This window comes from Mesorhizobium terrae, assembly GCF_008727715.1.
Lineage (GTDB): Bacteria > Pseudomonadota > Alphaproteobacteria > Rhizobiales > Rhizobiaceae > Mesorhizobium > Mesorhizobium terrae.
Genome location: NZ_CP044218.1, coordinates 3,767,367 through 3,788,158 on the forward strand (window position 1 = coordinate 3,767,367; position 20,792 = coordinate 3,788,158).

The following is a 20,792-nucleotide window of genomic DNA, read 5'->3' on the forward strand; positions in this document are numbered from 1 at the left end:
CCGTGCTCATTCCCGTGCGAAGGCTTGCGTGATCGCCGTCTCGCCCAGCCGGGCAAGGCAGGCGGCAACCGTTTCGTTGTCGCGCCTTGCGCCGCCGGCCAGCGCGGCAACGCGACCGAGGCCGCGCGCGGCTTCATATCGTGGGCTGTATCGGGGCGGAAGGGCCTTCGCCGTCCCGTCAACGACAAGTCCGGCTTTGTTTTCGTCGCCCACCAGCGTCAGCGCCGCTGCTGCCGGGTGCGCGCAGCCCTTGGCGCAGCCCGAAATATGCAGGGTGAACGAGCCGTCGAGAAAACCGGTATGGTCGGCGGCGATTGTTTCCGCGATCCCCCGCGTCGACAGATGACCGGACGCGCAGGCCGGCGTGCCGGGGCAGGCCGCGATATGGGTGCGCGGGTCGCTCGCTTCGGTGACGAAGCCGAGCGCGCCTGCGGCCTGTCGCAGTTCGGCACCGGCTTGCCTTGTCAGGCCAAGGAACAACAATGTGCGCTGTGGCGACGGGCGGATCTCGCTGGCACCGCGCGCGACTGCCTCGGCTGCGAGCCTTGCGATTGCCTGGGCCGGCATCGAACCGAAGGGCAGGGCGATGCCGAGAACTTCGGCCGAATTGGTGAGCGGGAAAATTCCAATGGGAAATGAATCGCTTGAGAGGGGCTTTTCAGAAGGTGATTCAATGACACCTTCGGGCGCGACGGCACTCCGCTCCGTGAGCTGTTCCGTATCCAGGTCCCGCGCTCGACCTTCGCGGCCCAGTGTGGCGATTGCCTTAAGAATCGCCATGGTCAGGTCGCTGGCTCGCGCTTCGTCGAACAGGCCCAGCGGTCGCGCTGTGGTCGCCGTGCCGCCAATCGAGAGATGCCAGCTTACGCTACCATCGCGACGAACCGCGACCAGCCGCACATCGGCTAGAATCGCGTCAAGGCTGATCAACCCGCCACCATCCACGACAACGGACACTTTTGGCCCGAGCTTGCCGGCAAGGCCGGCCTCGTAGATCGCGGCGCGGATCGCCTCGGCCAAGGCGCGCGGGTCGGCTGTTTCGCTCAAGTCCAGGCCGGCCAGAGGCCCGGTCTCGACCGGTACGCCGGTGCGCACGGCGATGCCCAGCGCATTCACTTCCGCGGCCAGCACCGCCGCGCTTGTCGCCGTCAACCCACGAATCTGGATCGAGCCGCGCGCCGTCACCTCCATGATGCCGTTGCCGTGGCGTGAGGCCGATTCGCAGAGTCCGATCAGGGCTTTGGAAGCGAGTCCTCCAGCAACGGGGTTGAGCCGCACCAAAAGCCCGTCGCCGGTCTGCATCGGCGCCGTCAGGGCGGGGCAGGCGCCCCGGCGTCGGGCGGCATTCATTCGGCTGCCTCGCTGCGGCCAGCCTCGGCGATCAATGCCGCGAGGTCGTCGTCGACCGAATTGCGCAGCGGGTGCCACAGTCCGCGCCGTCTTGCCGAGGCGAGGCGTTCGGCGATGAATTTCGCGGCTGCCGGGTTCTCGCGCAACAGGAAGGCGCGCACAGTCTCGTCGCCCAGATAGGCATCGTGCACGGCGCCGATCAGATTGCCTGCAATGGCTTGGGTGGTTTCGGCGAAGCCGACGAGCCTGTCGACCGTCTCGGCGAATTCCGAGGCGCCGCGCGGGCCGTGCCGCATCTGTCCCTCGATGAAGCGCCGGTTGACGGCGCGTGCCCGCACCACACGCGTCACCGCTTCTGACACCGAACGCGGCTTCGGCTTCGCCGGGTCAGTGGTGTCGAGTACGATAACGTCGGCCTTGCCGCCAAGCGCTGCGACAGCCGCCGCGAAGCCGCCAATGAAGGCGACGTCGGCGGAACCCTCGAGGATGTCGCGGCCGGGATCGTCGCCGGTATGCACGAGAAGATCAGCCTCCGCGATACGGCCGGCAAAGGCACCGGGCGCAGCTGCCCCTTCGCCTTCGGCGCCGCCATAGGCGTGCGAGGCTGCATCGAGATAGGCGCGGCCAAGCTCTTCGCGGCTTTGCCATTCGCCGCTGGCCAGCATGGCTTCCAGGCCGGCGCCGTAGGTGCCGGGCGAAGAACCGAAGATGCGTGGCTCGACCCGCCCTGCGGCACGCGTGGCGGCGGCGAGCGGATTTTCGGTGTCGTCCTCGTCTCGCTGGGCAACGGCGCGCGCGGCGGCGTCGATGAGCGCGATCTGGGTTGGGAACATGTCGCGGAACAGGCCTGATATGCGCCAGGTGACGTCGACACGCGGCCGCCCAAGTGCCGCCGGCGGCAGTACTTCGATGCCGGTGATACGGCCGGTGGCGGCATCCCATTGCGGGCGGCAGCCCATCAGCGCCAGGCCCTGGGCAATCTCCTCACCGCCGGTGCGCAGCGAGGCGGAACCCCAGAGATCGATGACCAGAGCGCGCGGCCAGTCACCATGGCTTTGCATGAAACTGACCACGATCTCGTCGGCAGCGGCCTTGCCGAGATCAAAGGCGGTCGGCGTCGGCATGGTGCGCGGATCTGCGGTGAACAGGTTGCGCCCGGTGGGCAGCACGTCGGTGCGGCCACGCGCCGGCGCGCCCGCCGGCCCTGCGGTGATGTGGCGGCCGTCGAGCGCGGCCAGCAGGGTGGCTTTTTCATTGATCGCGCTTTGCAGGCGCAGTGCGTTGGCCTCGCCATCCGGCGCGCGGCCATAGATATGCAAGCCGTCCTTGACCGCGAAATCCTTGACGTCGCACAGCCAGGCGTCGATGCGACGCAGCGCTTCATCTGGCGCGTCGGTCCTGGCGACGCCGGCTTCCGAGGCAAGGCCGGTCTTGGAGGCAGTCTCCACGATCAGCTTCGCCAGCCGGTCGCGACGGCGGCGGTCGAGCCCATCGGCCTGCGCATATTCGTCGACCAGCCGCTCCAGTTCCTGCTGGCTTTCGTCCAGGCCCGCGCCGGTCAACGGCGGCGGCAGATGGCCGAGGGTGACGGCGGCGATGCGGCGCTTGGCCTGTGCGGCCTCGCCCGGATTGGAGACGATGAAAGGATAGATGACCGGCAGCGCGCCAGTGACGATCTCGGGGAAGCAATTCTGCCCAAGCGCCACCGTCTTGCCGGGCAGCCATTCCAGCGTTCCATGGGCGCCGACATGGACGATCGCCTGCACGCCGAGCGATTGCTGCAGCCACAGGCCGAAAGCGACCAGTTCGTGGCGCGGCGGCAGCGTCGGGTCATGATAGTCGGCGCGCCGGTCCGCCGAGCGGCCACGATCCGGCGCCAGCGCCACGGTGACGTTGCCGAAGGTGGCCGCACGGAAGGGGAAGCGGGACGATGCCGCCGGCTCGCCCCAGGCTTCGACCACTATCCGGCGTGCCTCGTCCGGCAGATGTTCGGACAGTATTGCGTAGTCTTCCAGCGAAAGCCCTTCGCAGTTCCGTTCGAGAAGATCGAGCAGCACGCGCGGCGATTGCGGAATCTTCTCAACCGCGTAACCGGCCTCCTTAAGGTCGTGCAGCATGGCAAGCACGGAGGAAGGCACATCCAGACCGACGGCATAGCCGGTGCGCCCCGGTGCGCTCGGATAGTCCGGGATCAGGATGGCAAGGCGGCGTTCGCTCGCCGGTGTCTTTTGCAGCCGGATATGGGCGGCGATGCGGTTGGCGACGCTTTCGACACGATCGGGTTCCGGCCGGTTGGCGAAGGCGCGGAAGGCAAGAGCGGCATTCGCCTCGACCTCGGCCTTGAAGGAGACGGCGCCGGCGAGGATGCGGCCATCCAGCTCCGGCAGCACGACATGCATGGCAAGGTCGGCGGGCGCTAGCCCGCGCTGATTGGTTTCCCAGGCGTCACGGCGCGTGGTGGCGACGATGATCTGGAACACCGGCACGCCGGCACGGTCGAACAGCGTCTCGGTGCCGGGTTCCGCGCCGGAAGCAAAGGCGGTGGCGGTGACGATCGCCGCCGGCTTTAGCTCGCCGAACGCGGTCTCGACAAAATCGAGCGAGGTCTTGTCCTTCAAGCTGGAAACGAAGATCGGCACCGCGGCGATGCCGCGTGCCTGCAACGCTTCAGCCAAAGCATCGATAGGCGCGGCGTCGGCCGCCAGCAGCATCGAGCGGTAGAACAGGATCGGGACAACGGGGTTGTTTCCTTCTCCCCGTTCACGGGGAGAAGGTGCCCCGAAGGGGCGGATGAGGGGCGGCTCCTGCCCGTCCTTCAGACCCCCCTGCTGGGATATTCTCCCCGTGAACGGGAAGAAGGAAGCCAATCCATCCGCCACACCAATGCCCGGTTGATAAAAACCAGCCTTCGGCACTTCGACCGGCTGGGTTGCGACGACGTTCCGGCCGCAAAGCCCGGCCAGGCGTCGCACGAGCGCCGTCATGTTGGCTGCGCCGCCCTGGCGGAAATAGGAAAGCAGCGCCGCCAGCTCATCCGCGGGCAAGGTGGAGGCCTCGGTGAGCCGCAGGTCTTCATCGTGCGATTCGCCGGGCAGCAGCGCCAGCTTGATGCCCTTGGCACCCGCCACCGCGGCGAGCTGGTCGCAGCCGTAGCGCCACCAGTCGTGACCGCCGAGGATGCGCACCAGGATCACCTTGGCGTGTTGGGCCACGCTGTCGATCCACAGATCGACCGACATCGGGTGGCGCAGATCCCGCAACGCCGCCAGCCGCATCGAAGGCAGGTTGCCGGCATCCGCCTGCCAGGCCGATGCCAGTCCGGCCAGATCGCTGTCGGTGAACGACAGCGCCACCATCTCCGCCGGCTGCTGGCGCAGGTCGACTGGCTCGGCGATGTCGTCGAGCGAGGCGGAGGTGGTGGTCAGGATGTGCAAGTCTTACCCCACCAGAATACGTTCGATGGCCGGGCGGTCGAGGCCCTTCAGACCGATCACCACCAGCCGCGAGCGGCGGTCGTCGCTAGCGGTCCATGCGCGGTCGTAATAGTGGTTCACGCGCGGGCCGACCGCCTGCAGCAGGAGCCGCATCGGCTTGGCGTCGACTTCGACGAAGCCCTTCACACGCAGCACGTTTTCCTTCTCTGCGGCGTCGGCGACGCGGCGGGCCAGTTCGTCCGGATTGGCGATCGAGGGTATCTCGACGACGAAGCTATCGAAGTCGTCATGCTCGTGGTCGCCCATGCCGTCGTGATGGCTCTTGCGGTTCTCGATGTCGTCCTCGACCGCCAGGCCGAGACCGAGCAGCACGGAAGGATCGACCTTGCCCTGGGCGGTCGGCACCACCTTGACGGCGCGTGCGACGTGCTCGTCCAGCACGGCATTGGCTTTTGCCGTGCCAGCGGCGTCCATCAGGTCGCTCTTGGAAAGGATGATCAGGTCCGCGCAGGCGACCTGATCCTCGAACACCTCTTCGACCGGATCGTCATGGTCGAGCGAATCGTCCGCCACGCGCTGGGCGGCGAGCGCGTCCATGTCGGCGGCGACACGGCCTTCGGCCAGTGCCGGGCCGTCGACCACGGCGATAACGCCGTCGACGGTGACGCGGTTCTTCACGGTCGGCCACTGGAAGGCCTGCACGAGCGGCTTCGGCAGAGCGAGACCCGAGGTCTCGATCAGGATATGGTCGACCTTCGGCGTGCGCGACAGGATCTGGTCGAGCGCCGGCACGAAATCGTCGGCTACGGTGCAGCAGATGCAGCCATTGGCGAGCTCGACGATGTTTTCCTCCGGGCAGGTGTCGATGCCGCAGCCCTTGAGGATTTCGCCGTCAACGCCGACGTCGCCGAACTCGTTGACGATCAGCGCCAGCCGCTTGCCCTTGGCGTTTTCGAGGATATGGCGGATCAGCGTCGTCTTGCCGGCGCCGAGGAAGCCGGTGACGACGGTGCAGGGCACGCGGGAAACGGAAGCGGTCATGTCTAGTCCTTCAGCATGGTAAGGGGAGGGATGCGCGCGATCAGGCCGCGCTTCAGCGAATCAGGGCGGCCGCGCCATGGGATGAGGCCGTCCTCGGAGGTGACGAAAAGTTCTGCGCCGGCGACGAGGTCGGGGCCGCTTTCGGCGGTCAGGTCGCCGAAGACATAGCTCCAGCAGCCGTCGCGCAACAAGGCGGCGGAGAGCCGGCGCTTGCAGTTGCCGAGACATTCGACGGTGCGGACTTCGATGTTCCGGTTATCCTCGGCGGCGGTGCGGGTAGCCTCGGCCAGCAGCGCGCCGGCACGTGGACGCGCGTCCGAGCCGGTCTCGTCGCGGCACGAGGAACAGACGATGATGGTGACGGGCGCGGTGTCGGCGTCTGCCGCAACACCCGCCGTCTCAGCCGAAAAACTGCCGTTGCGATCCAAATCGGACTCCTTGCCCGGGACACCCGCCAGGCGTTGGGGTTTTGGTCGGACGGCAGGTCTCCTGGCTCGCGGGTCGTCGCCTCGGTGCCGCCTTCCCGGGAAATCCCAGTGGCTATCGGCCTTGGCTCGTCGCTCACAGTTGCGGGGACAGCCGCGGAGTTGAGGTTTTTGAACCTCGCACCGCATTCCCTCTTCGCTCCTCCCGGTGAAGAGAGGAGACCGTCTTTGCCGGATTTAGGCTTGGGCGGGCCGTGCTGTCAACGCATGGTTACGGCGGATGACGTCGCATGCGTGGCCATGCCAGTCCGGCGCCGATCTGGCGATCAAACCACGACGCATTCGCGATTGCGCCGTTCGATGTGTAGATTGGCGGCCAGGAAGTCGATGAAAAGCCGCGTTTTGGCGAGCGGCAGGCGAGCGGCCGGCCAGATGACATGAACCGGGACCGCCGGTTGTTCAAACGCTTCGAGGATCACCTCGATTGCGCCGCTGTCGACGAGATCCTGCACTTGCCAAAGCGGTACGCGGCCGATGCCAAGACCGACAGCGACGGCGGAATGGCTCGCCGCGGCGTTGTCGAGATGCAGCCGTCCGCTCACCTTGACGGTCATCGGTCTGCCGCCATCCTGAAATTGCCATGCACCAGCGTCACGGTCGGTGTTGCGGAAAACGCATTGATGTTCCGCCAATTCACGCGGATGCCGTGGCCTGCCATATTTGTCGAAATAGGACGGAGCGCCGAAGACCACACGGCGCATGACACCGAGCCGGAGCGCCTTCAAGTCCGAATCCGGCAGCTCGCCAATGCGGATGGCAAGGTCGAGCCCTTCCTGGGCAAGATCGACGAAGCGGTTCGAGAGGCTGAGTTCGACCTCCACCTTGGGGTGCATTTCCATGAAGCGCGCGACGATGGGGATGAGATAGCTTGGCCCGAACAATTCCGGCCCGCCGATCTTGAGCAGCCCGGAAGGTTCGGCGCTGCGATTGCCTGCCTCGGCCCTGGCCTCGGCAATCTCCGAAAGTGCCGGTTTCACGCGGCGGTAGAAATCATATCCGGCTTCCGTGGGCTGCGCCTTGTGCGTGGTGCGGCGCACGAGCTCAACGCCAACGCTTTTTTCAAGAGCTGCCAGCGAACGGCTGACCGCCTGCAACGAGCGGCCGAGATGCCGGGCAGCGGCTGAAAGATTTCCGCGTTCCACGATTGCCAGGAACGCTTCGACATCACCAAACCGATCCATACCGTTCTCCGATTTTCGAGAGACGGTATCACGAATTGGCCCTCTACCAACCGAAGGGCGAGAGACCGATGTTTCAGGACATGCGGATCCAATATGGAAGGAAAACGGGATGTCCGATGTGAACAGGAAAACCGTGCTCGTGGTTGGCGCTTCCGGCCGCAGCGGCGGCTATGTCGCTGCCGAGCTTGCCCGGCGTGGCGTCATCGTGCGGGCGTTGGTGCGCAACGAGGCTGCCGCACATTCGGCGCGGAACAATGGCGCTTCCGAAATCGTGGACGGTGACCTGCGCGATGCCGAAAGCCTCGACGCTGCGCTCAGGGGTGTCCATGGCGTCTACTATGTCGGTCCACCTTTCGTAGCGGACGAACCGGCACTCGGCATCGCCATGGTGCATGCGGCGAAACGGGCAGGGGTGGGCAAGTTCGTGTTTTCTTCGGTCATTCATCCGGCCAACGGACTGGCCAACCACGCCAGCAAATTGCCCGTCGAAGAGGCGCTGCTGCGCTCCAATCTCGACTACACCATTCTTTACCCCGCAACACTGTTCCAGAACATCGCGCCGGCGTGGCGAGCCATTGTCCGGGACAGTATGTTCGTCGAACCCTTTTCGAACACTGCGCGGCTGGCGCGGGTCGACTATCGCGATGTCGCCGAAGTGGCTGCCGAGGCTCTGACGGATGACCGGCTTGCCTATGGCTCCTTCGAGCTCGCCGCAGACGGTATGTACAACCGCGTCGAGATCGCCGCGATGATGAGCGCCGTGCTCGGACGCTCGATCGAGGCGGTGGAACGCAGTTTCGAGGAGTGGGCAGCTGTCGCCAGGCCGCCCTTTGAGGGGGAAGCGCTGCAGCAACTCGCGCGCGTGTTCGAATCCTATTCGGCCTTTGGTTCTGCGGGAAACAGCCTGACGCTGCGTACCATCCTCGGACGCGAACCACGCACGTTGCGCCAGTATTTCGAAGAGCTTGCTGCCGCCGAGCCTGGCGAGCCGATGCGGGCTTGAACGGGCTGTTTATTCCATCACCACGTTCGTCCTCTGGCCCTGCCGAAGTTGCCTCTTGCCGGGGTTCGTCTGCTATCGTCTGATGCTATCTGAGGATAGCAACATGGCGGAGCCGTCCGGCTCGGCCGCATCGGAGAGGAGAAGGTAATGGCGGTTCAGAAGGTGGCGGTGGTGACTGCCGGCGGCAGCGGCATGGGCGCGGCGGCGGCGCGCAAGCTGGCAGCGGACGGCTACAAGGTCGCGATCCTGTCCTCCTCCGGCAAGGGCGAGGCATTGGCCAAGGAACTGGGCGGCGTCGGCGTCACCGGCTCGAACCAGTCCAATGACGATCTCAAGCGGCTGGTCGACCTCGCCGTTTCGACCTGGGGCCGTATCGACGTGCTGGTCAACAGCGCCGGCCATGGCCCGCGCGCGCAGATCCTCGAGATCAGCGACGATGACTGGCACAAGGGCCTCGACACCTATCTGATGAACGTCATCCGCCCGACGCGGCTGGTTGCGCCGGTGATGCAGAGGCAAAAGGCCGGCACCATCATCAACATCTCGACTGCCTGGACATTCGAGCCGAGCCCGATGTTTCCGACGTCGGCGGTCTTCAGGGCCGGACTTGCTTCCTTTACCAAGATCTTCGTCGAGGCCTATTCCGGCGACAACATCCGCATGAACAATGTGCTGCCGGGCTGGATCGACAGCCTGCCGGCGACCGAAGAGCGGCGCGACAGCGTGCCCTTGAAGCGCTACGGCACCAGCGAGGAAATCGCCGCTACCATCGCCTTCCTGGCCTCGGATGCCGCGGCATATATCACCGGCCAGAACATCCGCGTCGACGGCGGCGTGACACGCTCGGTGTAGTGGTGGCTGAACTTTCCATCGACGCGATCACCGCAGCCGTGGCGATTCTTCAAAGCGGCGATCGTTGCGCGGGAAAGTTGGAGCTTCAGCGGCTATGGAACGACGGCTTCGAGACCGATCCTTATCGCCGCTGTATCATCGCGCATTTTCTGGCCGATACAGAAGAAGATGTGGCCATGGAGCTTGCCTGGGACATCGCCGCTCTTGAGGCGGCGACAGGGAGGGCGGAGGGGGACGCGGATCCGCTGGCGCCGGCGCTTGCGAGCTTTCTTCCTTCGCTCCATCTCAATGTGGGGGATGCGTATCGCCGAATCGGGAATCTTGAACAAGCCAGGTTTCATGCGAAAGCCGGCCTAAGGCGGGCCAGTGTTCTTGAGGAGAACGGCTACGGTTCCATGATCAAGACCGGACTGGACAGGCTCCACATGCGAACCGAGGCGGACTGATCGTCTAAATTTTGCGGTGCGGTGGGATATCCGCCGGCGAGAATGCAACTGAAACGCTATGCGACTTGTAGGATCCGGTCGACCGTTGCTTGAAGAGGACCGCTGGAATCGATTTCGTGGTCGGCGGACTCCCGAAGCAGCGGCTCGATCAGCTCGATCAGTTCGGCGATCTTGCGGCGCTCCTCCGCCACACCGCCGTAGCCACTCGACATGCGTGCCGACACGCGCTGCATGATCGTATCGATCGGCGCCGAAAGCAGAATCACGGTGTCGATCAGCGGGAAAAGCTCTCCCATGTTCTCAGCGCAGCCGCTGATGAAGAGCATGCCTTCACGCGGTTCGGAAAGCAGGGCCCGGACCTTGTCCAGCTGCCACACCCAATCCTTGCCATCTCCGGGTGTCAGCGTGTCGTCCGAGGCGGCGTCGATCCAGTGCGACCATTCGGGCGTGTCGAGATCGCAGGCGGCATAGCCACGCGCGCTAAGCTCTCCGATCGTCGCTGACTTTCCAGTTCCGGACATGCCGGTGATCAACACGCGCTTCATATTTCTTCTCGAGGATATCGGTGGGTGGGTTGACGTCGGCACTACGCTTCAAGCCGCTTCTTCATGTAGACCGTCGTGCCTTCCATATAGGCTTCGCGTCCGGTGATGATGTAGCCGAGCCGCTCATAGAGGGCGATGTTGGCCTCGAAGGCGGCATTGGTCAGCAATTGGATTTCCTTGCGGCCGGCCTCAACCGCCATCTCCTCGGCGTAGCGAAGCAGCGTCTTGCCGAACCCTTTGCCCTGATGGGCGGGCAGCACGCAGACATTCTCGATCCACAAATGATCGTCTTCCAGCGTCGTCTCAATTAGTCCGGCAACCTTAGGACCTTCATGGAGAAGGGTGAATTGGTGCTTCCGCAGCACCTCATCGTAGTCAGCCTTCATCGGGCTTGGCTCGCGGCCGATCACGGGAATCCACTTCGAATAGGCCGCGCGCACGATGTCGCGAACCAGCGCGACATCGTCCATCGTCGCTGCCCGGAATTGCAAAGCGGGTTCGTGCGGCATTCGGGTATTCTCTCCTCAGGCGGCTTTGGCCATTCCTGCCACATCGGCCAGGGCAGGGCCGAGATCGCCGGCCGGCGTGACCTCGATGCGTTCCAGGCCGAGCCAGCCCTGCATCTGCTTCAATTCCTCGAACAGTGCCTCGGCGGTGTTGGCCGGCGCGTGCGGCTCGGCATAGGCGGCATGCACGCGCAGCACACCGGCTGGCCGATCCGCCTTCACGTCGATGCGGCCGACGATCTTCTCTTCATGGAGGAAAGGCAGCACGTAATAGCCGTATTGCCGCTTTTCGGCCGGCGTGTAGATCTCGATGCGATAGCGGAAGTCGAACAGGTTCTCGGCGCGGCTGCGCTCGAACACCAACGGATCGAACGGAGCGAGCAGCGCGCGCGCTTCCACCTTGCGCGGCTGGCGGGCGTCCTTGTGCAGATAGGCCGGTTTGTCCCAACCCTCGACGCGCACCGGGATCAGTTCGCCGTCCTCGACCAGTTCCTCCAGCCGCGCCTTTGTGTCCTCCGGGGCAAGGCGGAAATAATCGCGCAGGCAGGCATAGGTGGCGACGCCATGAGCGCGGGCAGACATGCGCAACAGTTCGCGGTGCGCGTCCTCGGGCGAGGGGACGGGCAGGTCGCGCACGGCCTGTGGCAGCACGCGCTCGGGCAGGTCGTAGAGGCGCTCGAAGCCGCGGCGCGAATGGGTGGTGATGCGGCCGGCCCAGAACAGCCATTCGAAGGCATGCTTGGCCGCGCTCCAGCCCCACCAGCCGCCATTGCCCTTGTGGCCTTCGATTTCCGAGGCGGCGATCGGTCCGCGCGTTTCGACCTCGCGAAAGATCTCGTCGATGAGGTTGGCGTTCTGGCAGCCCCATTTGGCAAGGCCGGTATACATTTCCTCGCCGCGTTCGGCTCGCTCCATGCGCCAGCGCATCAAGGGATAGGTCTCGATCGGCAAGAGCGAGGCCTCGTGCGCCCAATATTCGAACAGCGCGCGCTTGCGGCCCGGCGCCATGGCTTCGTCGAGCAGCGACATCGGATAGGCGCCGAGGCGCGAATAGAGCGGCATGTAGTGGGCGCGCACCACCGCGCTGACAGAATCAATCTGCAACAGACCGGTGCGGGAAAGCACGCGGCCGAGATGGCGGCGGTCGGGCGTGGTACTTGGTCGCGGGTCGGCGAAACCCTGCGCCGCCAGGGCGATGCGACGCGCGGTCTTGAGCGAGATCTTGTCTTTCATCCTGACGGCATTCTGGCGGTTCGAGCTGGCCGCCAAGGGCGGCGATTCCACCCATGCTAGCAGGGTTTCGGCGCCAATCCTGTCAGGAGAGAAAAGTGGAGTAAAAAGTGAAGGAAATCAAATAGGAGCCGATCGGACCAGTTTTCCCGGATCAAGCGTCCACAGCCGCATTTTGGACAAGGTTTGACTTGCTTCGCCGGGAGCGCTGCGCTAACCGTCGCCGCATTGCAGCATGGGCCCCGTAAAACGGTTTAGCCGTTGAACACGCGCGCTTCCGCCCTAAGGTCTTGTGCTGTATCAGGTGGATAAGCCACCAACGGAAAGTCGCAGCATGAACGCACTCCTCAGTTCGTATCTGCCCATCGTCCTCTTCATCGGTGTGGCGCTGATCGTCGGCCTTGCCCTTATCGTGGCGCCTTTCCTTGTCGCCTACCGCAATCCCGACCCGGAAAAGCTGTCGGCTTACGAATGCGGTTTCAATTCCTTCGACGACGCCCGCATGAAGTTCGACATCCGCTTCTATCTGGTGTCGATCCTGTTCATCATCTTTGACCTGGAAGTGGCCTTCCTGTTCCCCTGGGCGGTGTCATTCGGTCAGATCGGCATGCTCGGCTTCTGGTCGATGATGGTTTTCCTGGGTGTGCTGACCATCGGCTTTGCTTATGAATGGAAGAAAGGAGCGCTGGAATGGGATTGAACGACAATTCCGGCACGCTCGTCGCGCCGCGGCCGAAGGGCATTCTCGACCCGAACACGGGCAAGCCGCTCGGGTCCAACGATCCCTTTTTCCTCGAGATCAACAATGAGCTCGCCGACAAGGGTTTCCTGGTCACCTCCAGCGAGGCGCTGATCACCTGGGCGCGCACCGGCTCGCTCATGTACATGACCTTCGGCCTGGCCTGCTGCGCGGTGGAGATGATCCACAGCGCCATGCCGCGCTATGACAGCGAGCGTTTCGGCATCGCGCCGCGCGCGTCTCCGCGCCAGTCCGACGTGATGATCGTCGCCGGCACGCTGACCAACAAGATGGCGCCCGCGCTGCGCAAGGTCTACGACCAGATGCCGGAGCCGCGCTACGTCATCTCGATGGGCTCCTGCGCCAATGGCGGCGGCTATTATCACTATTCCTATTCGGTGGTGCGCGGTTGCGACCGCGTGGTGCCGGTCGACATCTATGTGCCTGGCTGCCCGCCGACCGCCGAGGCGCTGCTCTACGGCCTGCTTCTTCTGCAGAAGAAGATCCGCCGCACCGGCACCATCGAGCGGTGATCGATCATGAGTGAAGCCCTCAACGACCTTGCCGCCCATATCAAGGACAAGCTCGGCGCCACGGTGACCGACAGCGTGATCGCCTATGGCGAGCTGACCGTGACGGTCAACGCCGCCGACGTCGTCAAGGCGGCGACCTTCCTGCGCGACGACACCAAGTGCCAGTTCATCTCGTTCATCGACGTGTCCGGTGCCGATTACCCGTCGCGGGCACAACGCTTCGACGTTGTCTATCACCTGCTTTCGCCGAAGCAGAACCTGCGCGTGCGCCTGAAGGTCCTTGCCGACGAGGAGACGATGGTACCGTCGGTCACCGGCGTGTGGCCGGGTGCCGACTGGTTCGAGCGCGAGACCTACGATCTCTACGGCGTTCTGTTCTCCGGCCATCCGGACCTGCGCCGCATCCTCACCGACTACGGGTTCGAGGGCCATCCGCTGCGCAAGGATTTTCCGCTCACCGGTTTCGTCGAGGTTCGCTACGACGACGAAGCCAAGCGGGTGATCTACGAGCCGGTCGAGCTCAAGCAGGAATTCCGCAATTTTGACTTTTTGTCTCCCTGGGAAGGCACGGACTACGTGCTGCCGGGTGATGAAAAAGCCAAGACGAACTGAGGCGCCCCATGGCCGAGACCTCCGTCCGCAATTTCAACATCAACTTCGGTCCGCAGCATCCGGCCGCGCACGGCGTTCTGCGCCTCGTGCTGGAGCTGGACGGTGAAGTGGTCGACCGCGTCGATCCGCATATCGGCCTGCTTCATCGCGGCACCGAGAAGCTGATCGAGCAGAAGACCTATCTGCAGGCCGTGCCCTATCTCGACCGGCTCGACTATTGCGCGCCGATGAACCAGGAGCATGCCTTCGCGCTCGCCGCCGAGAAGCTGCTCGGTATCGAAGTGCCGAAGCGCGGCCAGCTGATCCGCGTGCTGTTTTCCGAAATCGGCCGCATCATGTCGCACATCCTCAATGTGACGACGCAGGCCATGGACGTTGGCGCGCTCACCCCGCCGCTGTGGGGCTTCGTCGAGCGCGAGAAGCTGATGGTGTTCTATGAACGCGCCTCCGGCTCGCGCATGCATGCCGCCTATTTCCGTCCGGGCGGCGTGCATCAGGACCTGCCGACCAAGCTGATCGAAGACATCGGCAAGTGGATCGACCCGTTCCTGAAGTCGATCGACGACCTTGACGCGCTGCTCACCCCCAACCGCATCTTCAAGCAGCGCAACGCCGACATTGGCGTGGTGTCGCTGGCCGATGCCTGGGCCTGGGGTTTCTCCGGCGTGATGGTGCGTGGCTCGGGCGCTGCGTGGGACCTGCGCAAGTCGCAGCCCTACGAGTGCTATTCGGAGCTCGACTTCGATATTCCGATCGGCAAGAACGGCGACTGCTACGACCGCTACCTCATCCGCATGGAAGAGATGCGCCAGTCGGCCAGGATCATGCGCCAGTGTATCGACCTTCTGCTCGGCAAGGAAAGCACCGGTCCGGTGTCGAATGTCGACGGCAAGGTGGTGCCACCGAAGCGTGGCGAGATGAAGCGCTCGATGGAAGCGCTCATCCATCACTTCAAGCTTTACACCGAAGGTTATCGCGTGCCGGCCGGCGAGGTCTATGCGGCCGTCGAAGCGCCCAAGGGCGAGTTCGGCGTCTACCTGGTCTCCGACGGCACCAACAAACCCTACCGCTGCAAGCTGCGCGCGCCCGGTTTCGCGCATCTGCAGGCCATGGATTTCCTGTGTCGCGGCCACATGCTGGCCGATGTCACCGCCATCCTCGGCTCCCTCGACATCGTGTTTGGTGAGGTCGATCGCTAAATGTCAGTCCGTCGTCTCGCAGATGCCAGCGTCCAGCCAGCTTCCTTCGCCTTCAACAGGGCGAATGCGGCGTCGGCCAAGAAGTGGATCGCCAAATATCCGAAGGGCCGCGAGCAGTCGGCGATCATCCCGCTCCTGATGATTGCGCAGGAGCAGGAAGGCTGGGTCACCAAGGCCGCGATCGAATCGATCTGCGAGATGCTGGGCATGCCCTTCATTCGCGGGCTGGAAGTCGCCACCTTCTACACGCAGTATCAGCTGAAGCCGGTCGGCACGCGTGCCCACATCCAAGTTTGCGGCACCACGCCCTGCATGCTGCGCGGCTCGGAAGAGCTGATGGACGTCTGCCGTTCCAAGATCCATCACGACCAGTTCCACACCAATGAAACCGGCACGCTGTCGTGGGAAGAGGTCGAATGCCTCGGCGCTTGCGTCAACGCGCCGATGGTCATGATCTTCAAGGATACCTATGAGGATCTGACGCCGGAACGTCTGGCCGAGATCATCGACGCCTTCGAAGCGGGCAAGGGCGCGGATGTGCCGGTCGGCCCGCAGAACGGCCGTATATTCTCGGCGCCGATCAGCGGCTTCTCCGCGCTGGCTGACGAGAAGGCCATCCTCAAGACGACACGCGACAAGGAAGCCAAGGCGGCCGCGAAAGCCGCCAAGGAAGCACCGGCCGTTGCCGCCGAGCCAGCCAAGGTGGCCGAGCCGGCGAAGGTCGCAGCCGTGCCGAAGGCTCCCGCCAAGGCGAAGGCCGAAGCAAAGCCCGTCGCGAAGAAGACCGAGGCTGCGGCTGCGGCACCGAAAAAAGCAGCCGCGCCGGCCAAGCCCTCGCTCGATCACAAGGATCGGCCGAAGGGCATCGAGAAGCCGACTGCGGTGGACGACCTCCAGCTCATCTCCGGCGTCGGGCCGAAGATCGAGGCGACGCTGCATGAATTGGGTATCTTCACCTACGCCCAGGTCGCGTCCTGGAAGAAGGCCGAACGCGTATGGGTCGACGGCTATCTTGCCTTCCACGGCCGCATCGAGCGCGAGGATTGGGTGAAGCAGGCCAAGGCGCTCGCCAAGGGCGGGGTCGAGGAATACATCCGCGTGTTCGGCAAGAAACCGGTCTGAGGGACGATCAATGCTTCAGGACAAGGACCGCATCTTCACCAACATCTATGGTCGCTTCGACCAGTCGCTGGCCGGCGCGATGTCGCGCGGCGCCTGGGATGGAACCAAGGGCCTGATCGAGAAAGGCCGTGACTGGATCATCAACGAGATGAAGGCGTCGGGCCTGCGCGGTCGCGGCGGCGCCGGCTTCCCGACGGGTCTCAAATGGTCGTTCATGCCCAAGCAGAGTGATGGCCGGCCGAGCTATCTGGTCGTCAACGCCGACGAATCCGAGCCCGGCACCTGCAAGGACCGCGATATCCTGCGCCATGACCCGCACACGCTGGTCGAAGGCTGCCTGCTTGCCGGCTTCGCCATGGGCGCGGTCGCCGCCTACATCTATGTGCGCGGCGAGTTTATCCGCGAGCGCGAGGCGCTGCAGCGCGCCATCGACGAGGCCTACGAGGCCAAGCTGATCGGCAAGGGCAACAAGAACGGCTACGATTTCGACATCTACGTCCATCACGGCGCCGGCGCCTATATCTGCGGCGAGGAAACCGCGCTGCTCGAAAGCCTGGAAGGCAAGAAAGGCCAGCCGCGCCTGAAGCCGCCATTCCCGGCCAATGTCGGCCTCTATGGCTGCCCGACCACGGTCAACAACGTCGAATCGATCGCGGTGGCGCCGACCATCCTGCGTCGCGGCGCTGCCTGGTTTTCGTCCATCGGCCGTCCCAACAATGTCGGCACCAAGCTGTTCATGCTGGTCGGCCACGTCAACACGCCGTGCACCGTCGAAGAAGCGATGGGCATCACCTTCCGCGAACTGGTGGAAAAGCACGGCGGCGGCGTCCGCGGCGGTTGGGACAATCTGCTGGCCGTCATCCCCGGCGGCGCGTCCTGCCCCGTGATCAAGGGCGAGGACATGGCCGATGCCATCATGGATTTCGACGGCATGCGCGAGAAGAAGTCGTCCTTCGGCACCGCCGCCGTCATCGTCATGGACAAGTCGACCGACGTCGTGAAGGCGATCGCCAGGCTCGCTTATTTCTTCAAGCACGAAAGCTGCGGCCAGTGCACGCCGTGCCGCGAGGGCACCGGCTGGATGTGGCGCGTCATGGAGCGGCTGGTGCGCGGCGAGGCGCAGAAGCGCGAGATCGACATGCTGCTCGACGTCACCAAGCAGATCGAGGGCCACACCATCTGTGCGCTGGGCGACGCGGCCGCATGGCCGATCCAGGGCCTGATCCGCAATTTCCGCCCGGAGATCGAGCGGCGCATCGACGAATTCACCCGCAATGCGCATCGCGCCGAGCCGGTTCTCGTCGCGGCAGAGTAACAAGACAATGAGAGAACAGGGGCGCAAGCCCTGCTGAACAGGAAACGGCAGCAAGAGCAGGGCATACGGAACGAAGCGGCTTAGGAGGCCATCGATGTTTCCCACCCCCGATCGCGAAGTGCCTGACGTGAACGATTTCGAGACCATGAACCAAGAGCTGACCAAATTGATGCCGCAGGAGATGGCCAACGCCGTCAATCTGTTCGCGCATCCGGTCGCCGGAGCCGCAGCGATGTCGGCGCTCGGCGTCGGCCTGGCCAGCCATGCCTTCGGACTGTGGGTTGGCGCGCTGACCGGCGCGGCCGAGGTTTCGCAACGCCTGCTGCAGCCGGTTCTGGACGATTTCCCGGGCAGTGTCGAAAGTTTTGCCGGCGAGGGCGCAGATACGGCCGCCAAGGCTCCCGCGGCGAGGGCACGCGCCACCACCAAAAAGCTGATCGCCGAAGCGCAGTCGGTTGCCGAGAAAATTGCCGAACCGATAGCCGAGCCTATCCAGGAAGCGCCACCCGCCGAGATCGCGGTTGCCGAAGTGCCGGCTCCCGTTGCGCCGACGGTCGCCGTGATGCCGGAGGATTTCCGCAAGCCGGCAGCTGTCGACAAGCCTGCGACGCCAGACGACCTCAAGGCGATCACCGGCATCGGCCCGAAGCTGGAAAAGGTGCTGAACGGCCAGGGCGTCTGGACCTATGCGCAGATCGCCGGCTGGACGTCGGCCGAGGTCGCCTGGGTTGACGACTATCTGGGCTTCAAGGGCCGCGTCGAACGCGACGGCTGGCTGATGCAAGCGGCGGCTCTGGCCGCCAAGACGAACGATTGAGCGAAGGGAGGCGACGGCGATGCAAGTCCATGACATGCGCGATGTGCTCGACGTTCGCGGCGCCGTCGTCACCAATTCGTGCTTCGACGACGTCAACATGTCGAACACGCAGTTTCACAACGTCAACCTGGCCAACGCCAGGGTGGAAGACGTCAATCTTTCCAATACGTTGTTCACCGATGTGAACATGAGCAACGTAAAGATCGAAAATGCGCAGATCGCCGGAATGGAGATCAACGGCGTCAGCGTCGTTGATCTGTTCGCGGCATATAAGACGGCGAAAGACGCCGGGAGCAATTGATGGCAAAGCTCAAGGTCGACGGCAAAGACATCGAGGTACCCGACCACTACACGCTGCTGCAGGCGGCGGAAGCGGCGGGCGCGGAAGTGCCGCGCTTCTGTTTCCATGAGCGGCTGTCGATCGCCGGCAACTGCCGCATGTGTCTCGTCGAGGTGAAGGGCGGCCCGCCCAAGCCGCAGGCTTCCTGCGCCATGGGCGTGCGCGACCTGCGCCCCGGCCCGAATGGCGAGCCGCCGGAAATGCTGACCAATTCGCCCATGGTCAAGAAGGCGCGCGAAGGCGTGATGGAGTTCCTGCTCATCAACCATCCGCTCGATTGCCCGATCTGCGACCAGGGCGGCGAGTGCGACCTGCAGGATCAGGCGATGGCCTTCGGTGTCGATTCCTCGCGCTTCCACGAAAACAAGCGCGCGGTCGAGGACAAATATATCGGCCCGCTGGTGAAGACGGTGATGAACCGCTGCATCCACTGCACGCGTTGCGTCCGCTTCACCACCGAAGTCGCCGGCATTTCCGAGCTCGGTCTGATCGGCCGCGGCGAGGATGCCGAGATCACCACCTATCTCGAACAGGCGATGACGTCGGAACTGCAGGGCAACGTCGTTGACCTCTGCCCGGTCGGCGCGCTGACCTCAAAGCCCTTCGCCTTTACGGCGCGGCCGTGGGAACTGACCAAGACCGAATCGATCGACGTCATGGACGCGGTCGGCTCGGCGATCCGCGTCGACAGCCGTGGGCGTGAGGTCATGCGCATCCTGCCGCGCGTCAACGAAGCGGTGAACGAGGAGTGGATTTCCGACAAGACCCGCTACATCTGGGACGGCCTGCGCACGCAGCGCCTCGACCGGCCCTATGTGCGCAAGAACGGCAAGCTGGCTCCCGCCAGTTGGGCCGAGGCGTTCGCAGCAGTGAAAGATGTCGTCGCCAAGGCTGCACCGGAGAAGATCGGCGCCATCGCCGGCGATCTGGCGGCTGTCGAGGAAATGTATGCGCTGAAGCAGCTCGTGCAGTCGCTGGGTTCCGCTGGCATCGACTGTCGCCAGGATGGCGCAGCGCTCGACCCGTCGCTCGGCCGGGCCAGCTACATCTTCAACCCGACCATCGAAGGCATCGAACACGCCGACGCCGTGCTGATCATCGGCACCAATCCGCGCTTCGAAGCTTCGGTGCTGAATGCTCGCATCCGCAAGCGCTGGCGCGCCGGCAATATGCCGGTCGGCGTGATCGGCGAGGTCGGCGACACACGCTACGACTATGAGGCGCTGGGCGCCGGTCCAGACACGCTGAAGGATCTGGCCGAGGGCAATGGCAAATTCTTCCAGGCGCTGAAGAAGGCCGAACACCCGCTCATCATCGTCGGCCAGGGTGCGCTGTCGCGTTCGGATGGCGCTGCCGTGCTCGGCCAGGCGGCCAAGCTGGCGCAGGCTGTCGGTGCCGTGAAGGATGGCTGGAACGGCTTTGCGGTGCTGCACACCGCGGCTGCCCGCGTCGGCGGCCTCGACATCGGCTTCGTGCCGGGCGAGGGCGGCAAGGACACCGCCGGCATCTTGAGCGACAGCGAAGTGCTGTTTCTGCTCGGCGCCGACGAACTCGATCTGGCGAAGGCTTCCGGTTTCGTCGTCTATATTGGCACGCATGGCGATGCCGGCGCCCACCGCGCCGATGTCATCTTGCCGGCGGCGGCCTACACTGAAAAGTCGGGCACCTACGTCAACACCGAAGGCCGGGTGCAGCAGACCAACCGCGCCGGTTTCGCGCCGGGCGATGCCCGCGAGGACTGGGCGATCCTGCGCGCATTGTCGGACGTGTTGGGCAAGAAGCTGCCGTTCGATTCGCTGGCGCAGCTCCGGCAGAAGCTCTATGGCGAGCATCCGCACCTTGCCCGCGTCGACCAGATCGCGGCAGGCGAAGCGGGCGACGTCACCAAGGTGGCAAAGCTCGGCGGCCGCCTCAACAAGGCGGCCTTCACCTCGCCGGTGAAGGACTTCTACATGACGAACCCGATCGCGCGGGCCTCCGCGGTCATGGCCGAATGCTCGGCGCTCGCGAAGAACGGCTTCAGGCAGGCAGCGGAATAAACC

Annotated in this window: 20 protein-coding genes and 1 riboswitch; of the genes, 12 read left to right on the forward strand and 8 right to left on the reverse strand. The window is 64.4% G+C overall.

All coding sequences use genetic code 11. The features are described from left to right. Window positions 1-6 precede the first annotated feature (6 nt). From cobG to FZF13_RS19430, 5 genes are all read right to left on the reverse strand, one after another. Window positions 7-1,350: a precorrin-3B synthase gene (gene cobG, locus FZF13_RS19410; RefSeq protein WP_024924555.1), complete on the reverse strand. Its 1,344-nt coding sequence runs from the start codon at window positions 1,348-1,350 to the stop codon at window positions 7-9. Further along, the gene (cobN, locus tag FZF13_RS19415) at window positions 1,347-4,784 is read right to left on the reverse strand and encodes a cobaltochelatase subunit CobN (RefSeq protein WP_024924556.1); all 3,438 of its coding nucleotides are present in this window, start codon (window positions 4,782-4,784) and stop codon (window positions 1,347-1,349) included. The genes cobG and cobN overlap by 4 nt, the downstream gene beginning before the upstream one ends. Before the next feature lie 3 nt (window positions 4,785-4,787). Then, on the reverse strand, window positions 4,788-5,825 hold the full coding sequence (cobW, locus tag FZF13_RS19420; RefSeq protein WP_024924557.1) for a cobalamin biosynthesis protein CobW: 1,038 nt from the start codon (window positions 5,823-5,825) through the stop codon (window positions 4,788-4,790). A 2-nt stretch (window positions 5,826-5,827) separates the two neighbouring features. Next, a complete protein-coding gene (locus FZF13_RS19425) occupies window positions 5,828-6,253 on the reverse strand; it encodes a DUF1636 family protein (RefSeq protein ID WP_024924558.1) in 426 nt (141 codons plus the stop codon). 34 nt (window positions 6,254-6,287) lie between these two features. Beyond that, window positions 6,288-6,492, reverse strand: a riboswitch (cobalamin riboswitch). An 84-nt stretch (window positions 6,493-6,576) separates the two neighbouring features. Further along, window positions 6,577-7,491 (reverse strand): LysR family transcriptional regulator, encoded by a 915-nt coding sequence (locus FZF13_RS19430; protein WP_024924559.1) that lies wholly within the window; start codon window positions 7,489-7,491, stop codon window positions 6,577-6,579. Window positions 7,492-7,600: 109 nt separating this feature from the next. Here FZF13_RS19430 and FZF13_RS19435 point away from each other — a divergent pair, with 109 nt between their 5' ends. The 3 genes from FZF13_RS19435 (at window position 7,601) to FZF13_RS19445 (ending at window position 9,792) form a co-directional block, all read left to right on the forward strand. Continuing rightward, a complete protein-coding gene (locus tag FZF13_RS19435; RefSeq protein ID WP_036255053.1) occupies window positions 7,601-8,494 on the forward strand; it encodes an NmrA family NAD(P)-binding protein in 894 nt (297 codons plus the stop codon). A gap of 147 nt (window positions 8,495-8,641) precedes the next feature. Then, window positions 8,642-9,346 carry an SDR family oxidoreductase gene (locus FZF13_RS19440; RefSeq protein ID WP_024924561.1) on the forward strand — a complete coding sequence of 235 codons (705 nt, stop codon included), beginning with the start codon at window positions 8,642-8,644 and terminating at the stop codon, window positions 9,344-9,346. A 2-nt stretch (window positions 9,347-9,348) separates the two neighbouring features. Further along, a complete protein-coding gene (locus FZF13_RS19445; RefSeq protein ID WP_036255072.1) occupies window positions 9,349-9,792 on the forward strand; it encodes a hypothetical protein in 444 nt (147 codons plus the stop codon). Between the two features lie 56 nt (window positions 9,793-9,848). Here the strand turns inward: FZF13_RS19445 and FZF13_RS19450 are convergent, their stop codons facing one another. The 3 genes from FZF13_RS19450 to FZF13_RS19460 are packed head-to-tail and all read right to left on the reverse strand — an operon-like array spanning window position 9,849 to window position 12,076. Further along, entirely contained in the window at window positions 9,849-10,337 is a 489-nt protein-coding gene (locus tag FZF13_RS19450) for an AAA family ATPase (RefSeq protein WP_024924562.1), read from the reverse strand. A 41-nt stretch (window positions 10,338-10,378) separates the two neighbouring features. After that, window positions 10,379-10,846 carry a GNAT family N-acetyltransferase gene (locus FZF13_RS19455; protein ID WP_024924563.1) on the reverse strand — a complete coding sequence of 156 codons (468 nt, stop codon included), beginning with the start codon at window positions 10,844-10,846 and terminating at the stop codon, window positions 10,379-10,381. Between the two features lie 15 nt (window positions 10,847-10,861). Continuing rightward, entirely contained in the window at window positions 10,862-12,076 is a 1,215-nt protein-coding gene (locus FZF13_RS19460) for a winged helix-turn-helix domain-containing protein (RefSeq protein ID WP_024924564.1), read from the reverse strand. A 331-nt stretch (window positions 12,077-12,407) separates the two neighbouring features. On the opposite strand from FZF13_RS19460, the gene FZF13_RS19465 reads away from it, so the two are divergent. From FZF13_RS19465 to nuoG, 9 genes are all read left to right on the forward strand, one after another. Further along, complete coding sequence (locus tag FZF13_RS19465; protein ID WP_024924565.1) at window positions 12,408-12,773, forward strand: NADH-quinone oxidoreductase subunit A; 366 nt, start codon at window positions 12,408-12,410, stop codon at window positions 12,771-12,773. Continuing rightward, window positions 12,764-13,345 carry a NuoB/complex I 20 kDa subunit family protein gene (locus FZF13_RS19470; protein ID WP_024924566.1) on the forward strand — a complete coding sequence of 194 codons (582 nt, stop codon included), beginning with the start codon at window positions 12,764-12,766 and terminating at the stop codon, window positions 13,343-13,345. The genes FZF13_RS19465 and FZF13_RS19470 overlap by 10 nt, the downstream gene beginning before the upstream one ends. Window positions 13,346-13,351: 6 nt before the next feature. Then, on the forward strand, window positions 13,352-13,957 hold the full coding sequence (locus FZF13_RS19475; RefSeq protein WP_024924567.1) for an NADH-quinone oxidoreductase subunit C: 606 nt from the start codon (window positions 13,352-13,354) through the stop codon (window positions 13,955-13,957). Between the two features lie 8 nt (window positions 13,958-13,965). Beyond that, window positions 13,966-15,156, forward strand: a complete 1,191-nt coding sequence (locus FZF13_RS19480) for an NADH-quinone oxidoreductase subunit D (protein ID WP_024924568.1) — start codon at window positions 13,966-13,968, stop codon at window positions 15,154-15,156. Next, window positions 15,157-16,278 (forward strand): NADH-quinone oxidoreductase subunit NuoE, encoded by a 1,122-nt coding sequence (nuoE, locus tag FZF13_RS19485; protein ID WP_024924569.1) that lies wholly within the window; start codon window positions 15,157-15,159, stop codon window positions 16,276-16,278. Window positions 16,279-16,288: 10 nt separating this feature from the next. Beyond that, window positions 16,289-17,593 (forward strand): NADH-quinone oxidoreductase subunit NuoF, encoded by a 1,305-nt coding sequence (gene nuoF, locus FZF13_RS19490; RefSeq protein WP_024924570.1) that lies wholly within the window; start codon window positions 16,289-16,291, stop codon window positions 17,591-17,593. Window positions 17,594-17,687: 94 nt separating this feature from the next. Next, complete coding sequence (locus FZF13_RS19495) at window positions 17,688-18,410, forward strand: NADH-quinone oxidoreductase subunit E (RefSeq protein ID WP_024924571.1); 723 nt, start codon at window positions 17,688-17,690, stop codon at window positions 18,408-18,410. Between the two features lie 34 nt (window positions 18,411-18,444). Continuing rightward, window positions 18,445-18,711 (forward strand): pentapeptide repeat-containing protein, encoded by a 267-nt coding sequence (locus tag FZF13_RS19500; protein WP_244431118.1) that lies wholly within the window; start codon window positions 18,445-18,447, stop codon window positions 18,709-18,711. Next, window positions 18,711-20,789: an NADH-quinone oxidoreductase subunit NuoG gene (gene nuoG, locus FZF13_RS19505; RefSeq protein ID WP_024924573.1), complete on the forward strand. Its 2,079-nt coding sequence runs from the start codon at window positions 18,711-18,713 to the stop codon at window positions 20,787-20,789. The genes FZF13_RS19500 and nuoG overlap by 1 nt, the downstream gene beginning before the upstream one ends. The last annotated feature ends 3 nt before the right edge of the window (window positions 20,790-20,792 follow it).